This window comes from Rubripirellula amarantea, assembly GCF_007859865.1.
GTDB lineage: Bacteria > Planctomycetota > Planctomycetia > Pirellulales > Pirellulaceae > Rubripirellula > Rubripirellula amarantea.
The window spans coordinates 1,943,956-1,960,226 of record NZ_SJPI01000001.1; the positions used below are offsets into that span (position 1 = coordinate 1,943,956).

The window sequence follows — 16,271 nt, forward strand, 5'->3', positions numbered from 1 at the left end:
GGGTCGATCTAAGGCGTTTCGATTTCGTAAACATCGCGCCAACTGAGGCAGCCACGGCTGCCGGCCTGAAAGTCGCGGCAAACACTCGGTCGATGATGATGATGCTTGCACAAACGCGTTTCTTGATTGTACCAAACGCACGGACCATCGATGTCGGATTCGGGGGGCTGGTACTGATCGATGTAGGCCAGCAGTTCTGCCCTCAGCGGTTCCGGCATCTCTCGCCAAGCAGGTTCGGGCGTGGCGTGTTCCCTTGGTTCGCCAGCTTCAAATGGTGGCCCGCCGACATACGGTGGGTAGCCCATGTGTAGGCAGCAGACGCCGCAATCACTGCAGTCGTTTACCGTCACTTTACGTTTTTGGCTCATTCGGTCGGCTCGTTCCGTCAATTCACACGCGAGGAATTACGAATTCGATCTCACGTTACTCCACCGAATGCGAGCGGCGTCGAGCAAGACTGCCACGATAATAACAGCTCCGGTGATAATTTGCTTGTTCGCATCGGAGACGCCAATTTGAGCCAGCCCGGTCTGCAAGACTGCGATGATTAGCACGCCAATGAACGAACTGATCACGCTACCACGTCCGCCCATCAAACTGGTTCCTCCGATCACACACGCGGCAATCGCGGAAAGTTCGATGCCAATGGCCGCGTTGGGGTCCGCGCTGGCAAGTCGTGATGTTTGGGCTAAACCGGCTAAGCCACACATGATTCCGCTAATTACGAAAACAGCAATCGAGTAGGGTTGAGAGCGAATGCCAGACATCCGCACCGCCTCTTCATTCGTTCCGATCGCGATTAAATAGCGGCCAAAGACGGTTTGCGTTAAGACAAACTGGCCGATCACGACACAAGCTAGCGCCGTCAGAAACGCAGCGGACAATGAAATGCCGGGCAAGGGTTCACCGAATGATTCGATGCGAGACCCAATGTATAGCGTTTGCGAATCGGTGATCCATTTTGTCCCGCCTCGCGCCATTTCGAGCATCCCTAGCGTGACGATGAACGAAGGAATTCCAAACTTGATCGAGATGCCGCCACTGATCAATCCGCACAACGCTCCCGTGCCCATGCACGCCAGAATCGCGATCGGTAGTGGCCAGTTCCAGCGGACCATCAATACACCCAAGACAGCCGAGCAGAGTGCCAAGACCGAACCGACCGACAAATCGATGCCACCGATGATCAAAACCAGCGTCATGCCGACGGCCAGAAACGTCAAGTCTGGGATTTGGTTCGCGATGGTGATGAGCGTGGCAGTGCGGAAGAAGTTCTCGCTGTTGACCGAGAAGAATGCGACCAGCAACATCAGTACTGCGACTAAACCTGCGTACTCAAGAAAAGATCGTTTCAGGAATTGTCGGTTCACGAGCTTGACTTCACTATATCGCTAGAGGTTGTGGCATTGGAGTATCCCGCAAAGGAGGCTCGCATGATGGCATCTTGATCAAAGGCTTGTGGAAACTTCAAGTTCCGTTCGAAGGTCGCCACGATTCGTCCGGCCGACATCACCGCAATGCGATGGCAATTATCCATCAGTTCATCAAGGTCACTGCTAACGATGACAACACCTTTCCCCCGGTGAGAAAGCGTCCGCAGCAGTTCGTAGATGCGATGACGCGCTGAAACGTCTATTCCCCGAGTTGGTTCGTCAAAGAGGACAACCTCGCTATCGCGAAGCAGCCACTTCGATACCGCTACCTTCTGTTGGTTGCCGCCACTGAGTGTGCCGACGGCCTGTTCCATGTTGTTGCATCGAGTATCCAAACTATCGATCATCTGCATTGTCGATTCGCGTTCCGCACGACCTTGGATGACGTTCCATTGGGAATAGTCTCGACTCAATGAGGCAAGTGTTGAATTGACTCGGATTGATTGCGAAAGCAGCAGGCCATTTTGTTTTCGATCCTCGGTTATCATCGCCAAGCCAGCGCTCACGGCATCGGCTGGGTGGCGGAAACGTTGAGCCTTGCCCGTTTGACCTACTTGAACCGTTCCCGAATCGGCGACGTCGGCGCCAAAGATTGCCCGCAGCAGTTCGGTGCGTCCAGAGCCGACCAGCCCAGCAATTCCAAAACGCTCGCCCCCGTGAACGTCAAAGCTGATGTCTTGCACCCATCGAGCAGATAGGTTGCGAACGCTCAATGCAACGTTGCTCGTGCGAGATTCGCTTGACCCATCGTCGATGGCATGTTGGTTGTCATGCGAATCACCACTCATCAATTCCACCATTCGATCCGTCGAAACGTCCTGCGTGTCATGAGTGCTAATCAGCTTCCCATCACGCAACACGGTGACGCGGTCCGTGATATGGGCAACTTCATCAAGCCGATGGCTGATGTAAATCATGGCAACGTTTTTACTTCGCAGTTGTTCGAGTTGCTCGAACAATCGCTGTGTCTCGCCCGCGCTAAGTGCAGCGGTCGGTTCATCAAGGATTAGAAGCTGACATTTACGATCCAAGGCAGATGCGATCTCGATCATCTGTTGACGTCCGACGCCCAGTTTGCCAACGAGCATGTCAGGGTCGATGTCGTCGAGTCCAAATCGTTCTAGAACACGTCGAGCATCGGTCCGCAACTTTCGTGACCGCACGATCCCGGCGGTGGAAGGTAATCGTGTTAGGAATATGTTTTGCGCAACTGAGAGTGTGGGGATGAGGTTGAGTTCCTGCTGGATAATTTCAACGCCCCGTTGTTCGGCGTTTTGTTTGCCAGTTGGATGGTAATCTTCCCCGCTTAGCATCATCGTTCCATCGGAAGGACTGATCAGTCCAGCAATGATTTTGCAAAGCGTACTCTTTCCCGCTCCGTTAGCGCCGAGTAGTCCGTGGATCTCGCCCGCTTGAACGTCGAGATTGACTTGGTCAAGAACGGTGACGGGGCCATAACGTTTAGTCAGCCCGTTCGTTTGCAGCAGCGTCATACTCAAGGTCGCTTAAAGATTGTCGGCGGTGACTAGGTCGACGGGAGTTTCGACATCTTCGACTGCTACATCGGGTTGCGAAAGAATTCCTAGCGCCGCTTCGATTCCAAAGATCGCTAATTGGTCACCATGTTGATCCGCGGTTGCGAGGATCTTGTGCTCGCGAATGGCTTGCTGGACGGCGGCGATGTTATCAAAACCCACAACCTGCACTTCGCCGGTTCGTCCGGCACCCTTAATGGCGGCCATCGCACCAAGAGCCATTGAATCGTTTGCGGCCAAGATCGCTTTGGCTTCGGGGTGCTCGCTCAACAATGAGGACGCAATGGTGTTCGCCTTGCTCATTTCCCATTCGGCTGTTTGGCTACCGACAATGGTGATTCCGGCCTTCTTCATGGCGGCTTCGAAGCCTTCGCGTCGCTGTTGCGCATTGAACGACGTGCGTATTCCTTCCAGCAGAACCACTGAATCGCCGGGGGATAATTTCGATGCTAAGAAATCGCCGACTTTCTCGGCACCCGATTTGTTGTCGGGGCCGACGAAAGGAATTTCGACATTCTCGGTGGCCAAAATTTCAGCATCGAGCCGATTGTCAATGTTGACGACGACGACGCCAGTCTTCTTGGCTCGCCGCAACGCTGGTACAAGAGCCTTCGAGTCTGCTGGAGCAATCACGATCGCGTCAATGTCGGCGGCGACCATTTCTTCGATCAAAGAAACTTGTCTTGCAAGATCTCGCTCGTCTTTAATGCCGTTGACCAACAGGTCGTAATCATCGGAATGCGTCGCTTGATGTGCTTTTGCACCGTCGGCCATCGTCGAAAAGAACTCGTTGGCTAGCGACTTCATGATCAACGCGATTTTGGGTTTCGATGTCGCTGGGTTTCCATTGGCTTCGTCGCTGCGTGTGCTATCCAGTCCAGCGGTTGGTCCTTCGTCAGGGGACGGATTTGACTTTCCGCAACCGATGACGGGGACGAACAGGGTCAGTGCAATTCCAAACGTCAATGCGAGTTTCATGGGTGGTGTTGCCTAGTCAGTGCGTAAGTCTTGATTCAGTGTCAATTGCGTTGAGATATTAGCGGCGAGTGTACGTTGCGACTAGGGAAGCCAATCCCACATCACTTTGCCAAGTGTTTGACGCAGTGATGCGGTGACTTGTTTGCTGGTTCACCAACGCAAAGCGAACTCAACGCGCAATGTTCTATTCACTCGCCGTCTTGTTCTTCTTTTGCTTCCCTTTTCCTTTACCCGGCTTGTTCAAGAATTTGGTTAGCTGCTCGGGAAGCTTGGTTTTCTGTTCGTCGCTGAGCAATGCGATCGCGGAAGTGCGGAACTGTCTTTCTTTTGCCATCGATTGGTTGAACGCTTTGGCTTGGTCTTCGGTCAAGCCGGCCGCTTCGTTGACGGCAGCCATTCGCTCCTTTCCTTTTAGTTCTGAGTCCTTCATCGACTTCATCGCTGCACGTCGCTTTTTTAGCAACTCGCTCGTTAGGGACGCATCTTCCTTCAGGGTCTTGGTTTGAGCATCAAGCTCTTCCCCCATCGCGGTGATCTTTTCGGTTTGAGTGTCGTCGAGTCCGACGGGTTCGAGCAACGCGAGAAGACTCTTCGCAACATTCGATTTCTGTTGACGTTTAAGCTGCTTACCGGGTTTTTCAGCAATTGCTGATGCGGATGAAAAGAACGCTGCCGTGAAGATGAGTGCTCGGCAAAGATTGTTCATGGTCGTACCATCGAAGAAGGAATTAGGAAGCAAACCGGGAAGCCGTTCCCCGCTACAAGCAGTTCATCGTAGCTTCGCGGTGACAGGCAATGTTGTGCGGTTAACCACTATTCGGGCAGGAGATGGTAGTGAAATTTTGCATTCCCTGCGGTCGTGATGTCGTTTAACCGCCGTCTCGGACCTGCTAGCCTCGTCAGTGCGAACCATCCGCGTCAGTTATAGTGACTCAGGCGTTTCTACGTCGTTAGTCCTAACACGTCCTATCTTGAGTCATTCGATGAACCTTGCGTCCCGATGTTTTCGCTCCTCTTCGTCGATGTCATTCTGGTTGTGTGCAGTCATAGGGATGTTGGTGGGGTGTCTCGTCACGAGCGAACGCTTAATGGCGGACACCGACAAGCGACCGAACATAGTGATCATCGTTGCTGATGATATGGGGTTTTCGGATCTCGGATGCTATGGCAGTTCCATTGAAACGCCCAACTTGGATCGCTTAGCTGCGAACGGATTACGCATGGTTGATTTCCACAACAATGCGAAATGCAGCGAAACTCGTGCGTCAATCATGACGGGACTTTGGCATCAGCAGTCCAAGAACCTTGCGATTGCAGGACCGGTCACGATGGCCGAAGTACTAAGTGACTCGGGATACACGACACTGATGAGCGGCAAGTGGCACCTTAAAGGAACGCCTCGCGAGCGAGGGTTCGATCGTTACTTTGGGTTTCTCTCAGGCGCCATCAACTTCTTTACCGGCCTCGATTGGCAATCAGGTGAGAATTTCATGCGACTTGACGACGAAGTGTTCGAGCCGAGCAGTGATTTCTATTCGACCGATGTCTTCACTGACTACGCGATTGAGTTTCTTGAACAAGCTCGGCAGAACGACCAACCTTACTTTTTGTATCTCGCCCACAACGCACCTCACTTTCCTTTGCACGCGTTGCCCGAGGATATCGCCAAGTACCGAGGCAAGTTCGACGATGGTTGGGATGTAATTCGTGAGCGACGTTATCAAAAGATGCTGAAGTTGGGGATCATTGACGAACGTTGGCGGATGTCACCGCGAGACTCTCGCATCGAACCGTGGGATGAAGTGAATGACTCTCATAAGAAGTTCTTGTTGCCAATGGTCGAAGTCTATGCCGCGATGATTGACCGATTGGATCAAAACATTGGCAGGCTGGTCGACAATCTGGAAGCCAACGGAGAGCTTGATAACACTTTGATCGTCTTCTTTTCTGACAATGGAGCGTGTCCCTATCATCATCGACGTCACCCCGAGGCTGCCTTGGGGCAAACCGAAAGTGCGACTGCTTACGATGCGCGATGGGCGAACATGTGCAATACGCCACTGAGGCTATACAAGCAGTACGCTCACCATGGCGGTACGCTAACACCGATGATCCTGCATTGGCCTGCTCGTATTGCGAACCCAGGGTCGGTGTCTGAGCACACGGGACACATTGTCGACCTCATGCCGACCGTCGTAGAAGTTTCTGGCGCATCGTACCCAGTCGTTCGCGGTGAACGTGATGTTGCGCCCATGGAAGGCGTTTCGCTAATGCCGGCGATCATGGGGCGTACGACATCGGTACAGCGACCGCCGATCTTCTGGGAATACAATGGCAACCACGCCATTCGCGACGGTGCGTGGAAGCTTGTTGCCGAGCGAGGCAAGGAGTGGGAACTTTACAACGTTGATGAGGATCGTTGCGAAACCGAAGATCTTGCCACGACCCTACCTGATGAGGTGACGCGTCTGGCGGAGGCGTACAACGCATGGGCCAAACGCTGCAGAGCGGTGGGGCACCGCCAAGCGGCCAAAAAGAAGCCAAGTTCTCAATCTCAAATCTTCGATCTTGATGCCGAAATCGCAGAACAGAACGAGTAAGAACTCGTGCGAGCTCAGCTCTTTCGCTCCATGTTCCTTCGAGGCGTTTCACTTAGGTGAACAGAGATTGCTGGGAAACGGAGAGCGATAGGAAACAGAGAGCGATAGAAAACAGAGGGCGATAGGAAACGTCGAAAGAGACAACAGCTTACCAGCCTACCTAGCCGCGATCGTGTTCTCGTGCCGCGCCAGTGGCAGCGCGGAAGGCACATGACTATTTCGTGCAACTATTGAAGCAGCGATGAAGCTTCAGCATCGAGCACAAACGTAACGTCAGGATGGTATTGAAGAAGTGATGCAGGGCATGATTCGTTGGCATCACCCTGGACTGCGTCTTTCACTGCCTGGGCTTTGGCGGGGCCAGTCGCCAGCAGAACAATGCGTTTGGCTTCAAGGATCGTACCGATCCCCATGCTAATGGCTTGACGTGGAACGTCTTCGGCACGATCGAAGAAGCGAGAGTTCGCTTGGATTGTATCACTGGTGAGTTCCACCACGCGAGTTCGGGACGTGCGCGAAGATCCTGGTTCATTGAAAGCGATGTGCCCATTGGAACCAATGCCGAGCAGTTGTATGTCAATGCCACCCGCAGCAGCGATCGCCTTCTCGTAGGCTTTCGTATGAGCATCCAGATCCGTTGCCAAACCATCGGGAATGTGAATTCGCGACACGTTCATGTCGACAAGACGGAAAAGGTGCTCGTCCATGAAGGCACGGAAGCTTTGCGGATGATCGCCTGCTAATCCGAGGTACTCATCGAGGTTGAACGAAGTCGCCTCGGCGATGCTAAGTGTGCCATCGCGATGTCGTTGAACAAGGTCTTGGTAAACCGGAATTGGGGTGGAACCCGTCGCCAGTCCCAGTGTTATCCGCGGTGTTGCGACTAGCATCTCAGCGATCATGTTTGACGTTTTCTCCGCTGCTTCGCTGGGACTGTTGACGGATACTACCTTCGGGCGATGGAGCGAATGGTTCACGCAATTTCCTTGTCGATCTGTTGGATGGAATTTTGAATTAAGCGACCCCAGTCTTGGGTATTGAGGCTTTGAGCGAGCGGTTTGCGAAGTTCCGGACGGACAAAAATCCGAACTCGTTTGACATGGTTGTCGAACTGTTGATTGGCTAGCACTGAGGCCACTGGGGATACTTCGCCGAGCGTTCGCCGTGTTTGATCTCTGGCGATAACGTCGATATTGATATCCACTTCTAGCTTGACCGGTGGTGCATCAATCAGAACGTCTTCCGGGTGAATGGGTAAGCCTGATTCATCCGAAAGTAACGTTGCCAGTTTTTCCGAACAGGCCACCAGCCACCAGTAGGGGCGTCGGGCGAGAGACTGGTGAATGGTAGGGTCTGCATCGAGCACACTGTATTCGGACGCACGTTTGAATAGGTGTCGCTGCGCGCCAAACAAGCCTTCGACCATTGTTTCGGCGACGGTTCCCTCCGCTGCTCGTCGCAGTCCGCTTATCCAATCCGAATCGCCCAGTCGAAGCGTCGATTCTAAGTCGATGCGGTTTTGCAGCAGGAAAACACTTCGCTGTAGCATCGCCGTGGCGGATCGGACGGCATGGTGCCAGTAGACCTCGCTGAACATCACGTATCGGGCAAAGACCATCATTTCGGCCGCGGTACGTCCTTTCTCGCTGATCGCAAGCCTGCCCGTTTCGGGATGTCGGCACAGTGAATTGATCAATCGGCCGGCGTCGAAATTTTGCCCGTACGGGACACCTGCGTGCAAACTGTCGCGTTGTAGGTAGTCCAGTTTGTCCACATCGAGCGGTCCGCTCATGCAGCTCACCAGAAACGTTTCACCATCGGTGAGCGTTTTGTTCTGAGGTGGGTCCAGCAGTCGACAAACCTGGTCGGCATCACAATTCCAGTCACTCGCCAGTAGTTCTGAAAGTGACGTCGAAGCAAGGTAGCCCGACAATCGTGTTTCGTGTTCGCCCAAGTGCGATAGCCGCATGTCTTCGATCGGATGGCAAAAGGGCCAATGACCAGCATCGTGGAGCAAGGCGGCGAGAAGAAACGCCTCGGCTTCAGTTTCCGTGATGAAACCTTCTTCGTCGAAGCGAGAAAGCAGTCGAACTGCGTTGTGGTAGACACCCAAAGAATGTTCAAAGCGGCTATGGGTCGCGCCGGGGTAGACCAGTGCTACCATCCCAAGTTGACTGATCGAAGCCAAGCGTCGCATGGGAGCCGAATCGATGATCCTTTGCACTCGTGGCGTAACGGGCACATCTTGGGCAGGCGGAATTCGAATCAACGATTTGCTGCGGCGAAGGGCCGACACTTCAGGCAACATATTTGCGATTTCTTCAAGAGGCAAAACGGCAGGCTGGTCGCGTTCGCTGGGCTACCGCCAAGCGACACCAGTCTCTAAACGGGAAATAATAGCTAGACGGGAATAACGCCCGCGAAGGTGACCCCTGCTATCACGCCCAGCAGAATCGTAGCAATCAGGTACAGTCCTGCGTGAGCCAGTCCGCTCGCAAACTCGAGTTCAAACGCGGCGACGGAAATGAACGCTCCTATGACCAACATGACGGAGAAGATAATCCCAAAGACTAGGTAGCTCATTTCCGATGGCGCTTCCAAGTCGAACAGGTACGACGGGATGAACGCGTAGAGGAGCCAGAGTGCGGCAAAAAGGACCGAGCAAATTAAGACCCGGTTGCGAAGTTCAGGGCCGACGTAGGGTTCAAGCTCGGAATCATGCACAAACGAGTATCCTGCCCAAACCAAAGGTGGAGCGATTGCGATCGCGCCCAGGATCAGACCCGCCAGAGGCAGACCACCGGTAAGCCGCATTCCAACGGCGACCGCAATCGCTGCCAGTATGGCTCCGCCGGTGATCAATAAGCCTTTTTTGGTGACATCCGTTTCTTTACGTTTGATAGGCTTGAGAACACTTTTGCCGGTTCGATCCTTCGGTGCTCCATCATCGGGGACGTGGATGGTAACTTCTTCACTCTTGTCCGGAACCTTCAATTGGCTTTTGCAATTGGGGCACGGCCCCGTTTTGCCAGCGAACTTATCGCTGACCTGAAATCGTTTCAGGCATTTGGGACAGGTGACTTGAATCGGCATGAAGAAACGGTCTGAAAAAAATATGAAGAGTTCGAACGACGCACACAGTTTGTCACGATCGGCAGGGCAATCGCAACCGCCAAACGTAAATCAGCCCCGAGACGATTCATCTGGCCACGCTTCACCCGAACAAAAACAGCGCAGTACGGTGGCCAAAGACGATGATCTACGGATCCCGACCGCTGACAAGCCCTCTGCTCATGTTGTTCTGTACCAGCCGGAGATTCCACAGAATACAGGAAACATCGGTCGAACATGCGTGGCGGTTAACGCGAAACTATGGATCGTGCGTCCAGCAGGTTTCCGCATCGATGACGGCAAACTCAAGCGTGCGGGCCTGGACTACTGGCAGCACCTGAAACTTGGCGAAGCACGCAATTGGGACGATTTGGTCGACCAGCTCGCCCCGCGACGTTTTCATTTTCTGTCCCGATTTGCGAAACGTACGCTGTGGGATGCCGAATTAGCTGAAGATGACGTGTTTGTTTTTGGACGTGAGACATCCGGGCTTCCTGAGTCGATTCTGGATCCCGAAGACCCTCGCAGCATTCGATTGCCGACGACCGACGAAGTGCGAAGTTTGAACTTGGCGACCACCGTCGGCATTGTGATGTACGAGCATCAAAGGCAGTTAGCGATGGCTGCCAAAGGAATGCCAGAGAAGTTAAGCTAGAAGCTATGAGCGAACTCAGTTCCCCGGCATCCGCCACCGATACTCAATCACTTCGTCGACGTCCGCCTCAGTTCAGCTTAGGGTTCCTGATGTTGATGACGATTGTCTTTGCGGTCATGGGGGGAGGCTTGTTGTACGCCTCGCGGGTTGCTGCAGTGCAGGATGAAATCAGCGTGCTGACGGGAGGCAAGGTTGGTGCTGGTAACGACGTCGGTCGCTTGGCACACATCACGTTCATCATGTTCACGTTCACTTCGCCGCTCATCCTGGCGGGTGTGCTTTCCACGATGCTTGCCGTTTTACGGTGGTTTGAGCGACGCCGTCGATGAGTGACGCAACTTCATCAAAGGTCGATCGTAAAACTATTTTGCAGAGCGTCGGCGGCGTTTCGATTCCGGGTGGGGTGGAGGCGATGGTGGACGCGATGTCGCAGCGCCATTTCAGTGTCTTGCGAATGCATCGCAACCGGTTTCGCGATCATGGCGACGAGACGTTGTCACTGGCTAACCGCGCCCCCTTTTCGACGAAGCCCATCGATTGGTACTCCTTAGGGCTTCGCGTCACGGATGCAGACGCACGTCCCTCTCGTCATCTCGCCTATGCCGGCGGGGACTACTACTTGCAAGACGCCGGTTCGTTGTTGGCACTCGCAGCCGCGGGATGTGACGGTGATTCGCTCAAAGGCAAAATCGTTTGTGATCTTTGCGCCGCCCCCGGTGGCAAAGCATCGGCGATGCTCGAAGCCGTTGGTGAGACAGGTTTTTTGCTTGCCAATGAACCGATCCGATCGCGACTGGCGCCGCTGAAATACAATTTGGCGAGGACGGGTTCGGATCGCTACGCCATCAGTTCCCTCGATCCAGATGTTCTAGCGAAGCGACTAGGCGGAGTGTTCGATTGTGTGATCATTGACGCGCCGTGCAGCGGGCAAGCATTAATGTCGAAAGGTCGGCAAAGTGAAAGCGCAATGTCGATGAAGCAGATCACGCATAGTGCGGCAAGACAAAATCGGATCTTGGATGCGGCGATGGCGTTGCTTCGGCATGATGGACGATTGATCTACAGCACTTGCACCTTCGCACACGCGGAAAACGAATCGCAAATGCAGCGATTGATCGAGCGAGGCGACGCTCGGCCGGATCAAGTTGCCTCTCTGACGCCCTATCAATCCGACGATGGCTGCTATCGACTTTGGCCTCACGTTCATCAATGTGCTGGTGCGTTCGCGGCAGCATTTCGATCGTGTTTAGATCCGATCAAAGCAAAGGCAACTAAGTCAGGTGGAAAGAAATCACAACGCAACAAGTGTGATGCCAAGACCATCGAAGAACTTGGTCGCTGGTTTGACCCCTCGCTGATCGATGGACTGAATGTGGCGATCGACGGTGCGGTTATGTTCGCGTATCCAAGCGACATGCCGATTTGGATGGGTCGGGTAGCGGTGGCGGGACCCGAGATCGCCTATCGAACCGGTAAAACATGGAAACCGTCTCACGAGGCCGCGTTGCGAACAGGGCCATCGCGGCTCGCCATCGAAAGTGCGGCGCTAAGCTGCGATCAAGCTCAGGCATTCGTAACTGGGAACGCGGTGAATTCAATCGCGCAATCCACGACCGCGGCCCAAGGATGGATGGTAGCGAGATATCAGGGCCGCCCACTCGGGTGGGTGAAGTCCGATGGACGCATTGGCAAGAATCATCTGCCAATGTCAGCGAGGATGTCTGGCGAAGTGATTGGCTGAACTTTAATTTTTGGCGGTGTCTTGCGAGCGCTAAGAATCCAAGTCGTTTCTCCATCGTGACTCGGGTTACCGTTAGACTGGATGTTTTCTCATTCGAGTGTTCGTTGGGATCGTCTGTGCGCGGTCTTCCCCACGAGGAGCAATTTTATGTCCATTGATGATGTGTTGAAGAGTCCGATCCAGTCGGACCGTTTGAGTTGGCTAAGGTGTTGGAGTCGACTTCGATTCTCAATTGCGTTGACAGCAGTGTCGTTGGTTGGTTTCACTGCAGGCTGCTCGAAAGATGAGATCAAGCAAGCTTTCGAAGATGCCAAGGCGAAGACTCAGGAAGTAACCGAGTCGACGGTGACCGCGGTGGAAGCACATTTGCCGGAGTCCGGAAAAGTGTCGTTGCGCTCGACCAGCCCGATCGAAGAGGCATCCCAGGCAACTGTCGAAATTATCTCAGTCGGGGATGGACGTCCGTCATCGCTTCAATTGTTCACGTACAACCCGAATTCAGAACGATTCACCTATCCTGCAATTCATCTGCATGGACCCACAACGGTTTCCGATGTCGCATCCTTGACTGGAGTGACCGTTCCCTGCGACATGTACATGTTGACAAGCAACAGTGGGCAAGTCGCGATGACCAAGCCAGGGGAATCGGCTCAGGTGACCTTCGGAGTTTTCAATCGAGATGAAGGCACTATTTCGGCCACCATGTCGCAAGTGGAATTGATGACGAGTGATGATCAAACGATCGCGATTAGCGGTGGTGAGATCCTTGCCGTGGTGAAGGAGGTGACCCAATGAACCATGCTAGTAAGAAATTAACGAACAAACTGCGATGGATTTTGGTTGCCGTCGTGTTCTCCGTGTTGCCGGGGGCCACGTCACTGGCAAATCCCTCGTCGAAGAACCCTCAGGCAGACCTAGCGGTTCACGGGACGATTAGTGAAGCGACTGCACTCGCGAAGCGAACGAGCGAAGCCTGTGAGGAAGCGGAAAAACTGATCATCGAAATGCAAGAAAGCGGTTCCGATCTGCGTCGGTTTTCAGGAAAGAAAAATGCCGAATTGTTAGGCAGGCTGTGGCAAGGAAAGTACGACGCGATTCATCTGCAGTTGATGGGCGAACCGATTGGGTTTGATTTGGCTGCCGAATTGGAGACGAGCTTTCCGGTTTTGACATCGTTGACGCTAAAGTTGTCAGGTACCCCCGAAGTTCAGCGTTATCAAACGCAAGCCGTTAAGAAGTTTCAGAAGGGCGAAGCCAAGATGAACAAGTTTCTTGATGCGGCGTTGAAGGCGTTAGATGATGGGAAGGTAGAGGCAGTCGGGAAAGAGATGCTCAAGCGGGGAGCTGATGTTCATGCTGACGCGACCTTTATCGGTATCAAGCTTCAACGTCTTTACACCACCCGGTTTTACACCGTGATGTCCAAATGCGACGACATGTTGAAGATTAAGCGTCGTGAGCAATATTCAAAGATTGGCGAGGACAAAGCGCAGGCCGAGATGGCGTTAGTGACTAAGTTCCAAAGCGAAGCGTTGCGAGTGGTTTCGGAGATTTCAGAATCTGGCCAGGTGGGACTTGATGCAGAAGCCGAAGTAGCAGGAAGTGCTCCGATTGGTGGACCAGTCGAAGCGTTTGACTATCTGATGACTTTGTGGGGGAATGCATCAGCGGGTAACGCTCGCGCGTACGCTTATCGAACTGCCCTGCATCAAGAAGGGTATGACCAAGCAAAGGCTACCACCCAACAACTTCGCGACAACGCCATTGAAAGCCTTTCGGGGCTCATCCAAGCGGCATCCCGGAATACTCCCGTTGATCAAGTGCCGACCGTCCATCCGCAACTTTTGCAGCGTGTCGCGACGGCGCAGCGACGGATGAATTCCCCGTTGAATGAATTGGCTGCGGCTTGTGAAGGTCCGCTACAGGAGTTGGCTTCGAAAGATTCAACATATTCACAACAGCGGGATCGGTATGAACGAGCGGTTCGAGAGCCACTGCGATGGCGCAGAATGTTCGCATCAAAGCGCGGGGAGGCATTGCGGGCGGTGACACCTGATCTCACCGGTGCAATGCAGGGAACGGCTCCTCAGGAAAAGATTGTTCGTCCGCCCTACCAATGCAGAACTGGCGGTCAAACGGGAGTGGCACCCAGTGCCCTGGGTTTGCCTAGCCATTGGATCATGCCACAGACCACCGGAATCATGCTGGGGAATTTGTACCATGATCAAACGCTGTTGCGTCTTGCCCCCGGCGTACGTGTCGCGGTGGTTCCGTGTCATGCGAACCATTACGTCAACGTTGCATTGCCTATTCCGTCGGATGCAGCGGTCGATGACCTATTGGGTGCCGTCTTGGTTTCGGAAGCTCATCCTGCGCTTTCTTACGATGCCAGCAATGCCGTGTCGTCAGCTCAATTGCACGACTACAAAGCGCTAGGCGGCCAAGTAAAAGCGATCTACATGGAAGGGATGGTGACGCGGTTCATCACGCTCACCAATGCGGCTCACCTATTGACCCCATTGGGAAAGATTCCGGACTTTGGCGACAAAAGTAGTCGGTCGAGAGCGCTATGTTGGCGTTTCGACGTTCAGCCGGTATGGGTTCAGAATGAATACTTTGCGTACGGTGGATCAGTAAGGTAATGACAGCGAGATAATTGCGGCTCGCTAGATGGCTTCGGAAAGCAGCAGCGACGCCTGTCGATCATGGCTATCGGCGTCGGCCGTAGTTTCCGCTGCTGCTATCACCACCCCATTTGCTGCTGCCCTTGGCGCGATGGTCCCACGGACCGCTGTCTCGCCGGCGTTGACCTGCTCTTCTGGCGTGAGCTTCCATGGCTCCGCCAGCGGCGTGCGCCATCGCGTTCAGTAGCACCTGCGTCATCGGGTGAGTTGCCACCGCAGTGATTTTCTCGATCGCAGTCGGCCCCCATCGTTGATCACTTCGAATTCGTTGCCAAAGCATTTCGATGTCACCCTCGCTGCGTGCTCGGCCGAGTTCTTCAAGGATATCCAACGAACCCACAAACTGAGACCTCGATGAATCGAAACCCGCGGCGCGAAATCGTTGAATCAATCGACCAAAGCCTTCCAAGAACGATTGCATTCTGGTTAGATCTTCGTGTTGACGACGAGTGGCATCATCAAACGAGTCGATTTGCTGATCCACGCCCATCAATCGGGCAACGATCTGATCGTCCGTGATTTCGACGGTTGAGCGAGCTTTTCTTTCAAGCGTACGAGTGTCGACTTCGCTTAACATTTTGCGAAATGTATCGATAGCTTCACGGTAGAACGGGCCGCGTTGATCGTCGACTTCGTTGAGTTCTTTTTGCAGCTCGTCGGATTCGATCAATGTTTGGTCAATGTTGGCAAGCAAGTCATCGCGACGAGCGTGCAGCTTTTCAATCTGTTCGATTTGCTTGGGGAGTCCATGCTTATCGGCGACGCGGTCACGACGAAGTTTTAGGTCCTGCATGACAACGTCGAGTGATGCGCGATCTTCAGCGATAATCTGACGCATGTGATTGGGGGTGTCGCGAAGAAAGTCGTAGCTCTGCTTCGCTTTGTTGTAGTTCACCATCTTGGCGACCCAGCGGTCCATGCGCCGCGTGAATCCACGGCTCTTGTAGTTGCCGGTTCCAAAGTCACGGTTCTTGAGGTAGTTGAACAAGGCACTTTGTTCGTAGGCAGGTAGCTTCCTTGCCGAGTCCTGATCAATCTCTTGCAGATTAGCTTCCCCTCGTTCGATGGCGGCCTCCGCAATCGCTGCTCGGTCAGATAAACGCACGAACTCGGGGTCTTCGCGAAGTTCTTGCTCAACGAGCGATGCGACTTCTTCCTGAGCTTCCATCGCTTGATCAAGCGATGCGTTAAGTGTCATCAATTCCTCGTTAAACCTGGAACGATTGGCGATGGACCGTTCCAGTTCCGTGCGGATCTTTTTGCATTGATGTTCTTTACGAAGCAAGACTTGCGAAATGGCAGGCCGAACCTCAGCCCAAGTATCTCGAATGGCTTGTTCGCTTAATTCAGGCAAGTAGTGCTCGGCAAGTTCGACGAGTGATTCACCACGGTGATCGAGTAGCTCATCGCGTTTGGACCCCGCTTGCGAGACCCGTGCGTGGGCTTGTTGCAAATCCGATTGGACTTGCGCATACGCATCCATCAATTGCTGGTGAACGACGGGACCTGAAATCGGCATGGGGAATCAATCCTA

Annotated in this window: 15 protein-coding genes; 6 read left to right on the forward strand and 9 right to left on the reverse strand. The window is 53.6% G+C overall.

Going from position 1 to position 16,271, the window contains the following annotated elements:
• Nucleotides 1-8: 8 nt before the first annotated feature.
• The 5 genes from Pla22_RS07090 to Pla22_RS07110 all read right to left on the reverse strand — a co-directional run bounded on the left by Pla22_RS07090 (nucleotide 9) and on the right by Pla22_RS07110 (nucleotide 4,652).
• On the reverse strand, nucleotides 9-368 hold the full coding sequence (locus Pla22_RS07090; protein ID WP_146513992.1) for a YkgJ family cysteine cluster protein: 360 nt from the start codon (nucleotides 366-368) through the stop codon (nucleotides 9-11).
• A gap of 36 nt (nucleotides 369-404) precedes the next feature.
• Nucleotides 405-1,310, reverse strand: a complete 906-nt coding sequence (locus tag Pla22_RS07095; RefSeq protein WP_146515285.1) for an ABC transporter permease — start codon at nucleotides 1,308-1,310, stop codon at nucleotides 405-407.
• Nucleotides 1,311-1,366: 56 nt separating this feature from the next.
• Complete coding sequence (locus Pla22_RS07100; RefSeq protein ID WP_146513993.1) at nucleotides 1,367-2,926, reverse strand: sugar ABC transporter ATP-binding protein; 1,560 nt, start codon at nucleotides 2,924-2,926, stop codon at nucleotides 1,367-1,369.
• A gap of 12 nt (nucleotides 2,927-2,938) precedes the next feature.
• On the reverse strand, nucleotides 2,939-3,946 hold the full coding sequence (locus Pla22_RS07105; RefSeq protein ID WP_146513994.1) for a sugar ABC transporter substrate-binding protein: 1,008 nt from the start codon (nucleotides 3,944-3,946) through the stop codon (nucleotides 2,939-2,941).
• A 184-nt stretch (nucleotides 3,947-4,130) separates the two neighbouring features.
• Nucleotides 4,131-4,652 (reverse strand): hypothetical protein, encoded by a 522-nt coding sequence (locus tag Pla22_RS07110; RefSeq protein WP_146513995.1) that lies wholly within the window; start codon nucleotides 4,650-4,652, stop codon nucleotides 4,131-4,133.
• A gap of 277 nt (nucleotides 4,653-4,929) precedes the next feature.
• Here Pla22_RS07110 and Pla22_RS07115 point away from each other — a divergent pair, with 277 nt between their 5' ends.
• Nucleotides 4,930-6,546, forward strand: a complete 1,617-nt coding sequence (locus Pla22_RS07115) for an arylsulfatase (RefSeq protein WP_146513996.1) — start codon at nucleotides 4,930-4,932, stop codon at nucleotides 6,544-6,546.
• Nucleotides 6,547-6,773: 227 nt separating this feature from the next.
• Here the strand turns inward: Pla22_RS07115 and nagB are convergent, their stop codons facing one another.
• The 3 genes from nagB to Pla22_RS07130 all read right to left on the reverse strand — a co-directional run bounded on the left by nagB (nucleotide 6,774) and on the right by Pla22_RS07130 (nucleotide 9,639).
• A complete protein-coding gene (nagB, locus tag Pla22_RS07120) occupies nucleotides 6,774-7,523 on the reverse strand; it encodes a glucosamine-6-phosphate deaminase (RefSeq protein WP_242631851.1) in 750 nt (249 codons plus the stop codon).
• Nucleotides 7,520-8,878 (reverse strand): HD domain-containing protein, encoded by a 1,359-nt coding sequence (locus Pla22_RS07125; RefSeq protein ID WP_242631852.1) that lies wholly within the window; start codon nucleotides 8,876-8,878, stop codon nucleotides 7,520-7,522. Before Pla22_RS07125 ends, nagB begins: the two co-directional genes overlap by 4 nt.
• A 68-nt stretch (nucleotides 8,879-8,946) precedes the next feature.
• Nucleotides 8,947-9,639, reverse strand: coding sequence for a hypothetical protein (locus tag Pla22_RS07130; protein WP_146513997.1), 693 nt, complete (start codon nucleotides 9,637-9,639; stop codon nucleotides 8,947-8,949).
• Nucleotides 9,640-9,661: 22 nt separating this feature from the next.
• Between Pla22_RS07130 and Pla22_RS07135 the strand changes: the two genes are divergently transcribed.
• The 5 genes from Pla22_RS07135 (at nucleotide 9,662) to Pla22_RS07155 (ending at nucleotide 14,695) form a co-directional block, all read left to right on the forward strand.
• Nucleotides 9,662-10,312 carry a tRNA (cytidine(34)-2'-O)-methyltransferase gene (locus Pla22_RS07135; protein WP_146513998.1) on the forward strand — a complete coding sequence of 217 codons (651 nt, stop codon included), beginning with the start codon at nucleotides 9,662-9,664 and terminating at the stop codon, nucleotides 10,310-10,312.
• A gap of 5 nt (nucleotides 10,313-10,317) precedes the next feature.
• Nucleotides 10,318-10,641, forward strand: coding sequence for a hypothetical protein (locus Pla22_RS07140; protein WP_146513999.1), 324 nt, complete (start codon nucleotides 10,318-10,320; stop codon nucleotides 10,639-10,641).
• On the forward strand, nucleotides 10,638-12,053 hold the full coding sequence (locus tag Pla22_RS07145) for a methyltransferase RsmF C-terminal domain-like protein (RefSeq protein ID WP_242631853.1): 1,416 nt from the start codon (nucleotides 10,638-10,640) through the stop codon (nucleotides 12,051-12,053). Before Pla22_RS07140 ends, Pla22_RS07145 begins: the two co-directional genes overlap by 4 nt.
• 147 nt (nucleotides 12,054-12,200) lie before the next feature.
• A complete protein-coding gene (locus tag Pla22_RS07150) occupies nucleotides 12,201-12,848 on the forward strand; it encodes a hypothetical protein (RefSeq protein ID WP_146514000.1) in 648 nt (215 codons plus the stop codon).
• The gene (locus tag Pla22_RS07155) at nucleotides 12,845-14,695 is read left to right on the forward strand and encodes a hypothetical protein (RefSeq protein WP_146514001.1); all 1,851 of its coding nucleotides are present in this window, start codon (nucleotides 12,845-12,847) and stop codon (nucleotides 14,693-14,695) included. The genes Pla22_RS07150 and Pla22_RS07155 overlap by 4 nt, the downstream gene beginning before the upstream one ends.
• Nucleotides 14,696-14,762: 67 nt before the next feature.
• Here the strand turns inward: Pla22_RS07155 and Pla22_RS07160 are convergent, their stop codons facing one another.
• Entirely contained in the window at nucleotides 14,763-16,256 is a 1,494-nt protein-coding gene (locus tag Pla22_RS07160) for a hypothetical protein (protein WP_207310310.1), read from the reverse strand.
• Between the last annotated feature and the right edge of the window lie 15 nt (nucleotides 16,257-16,271).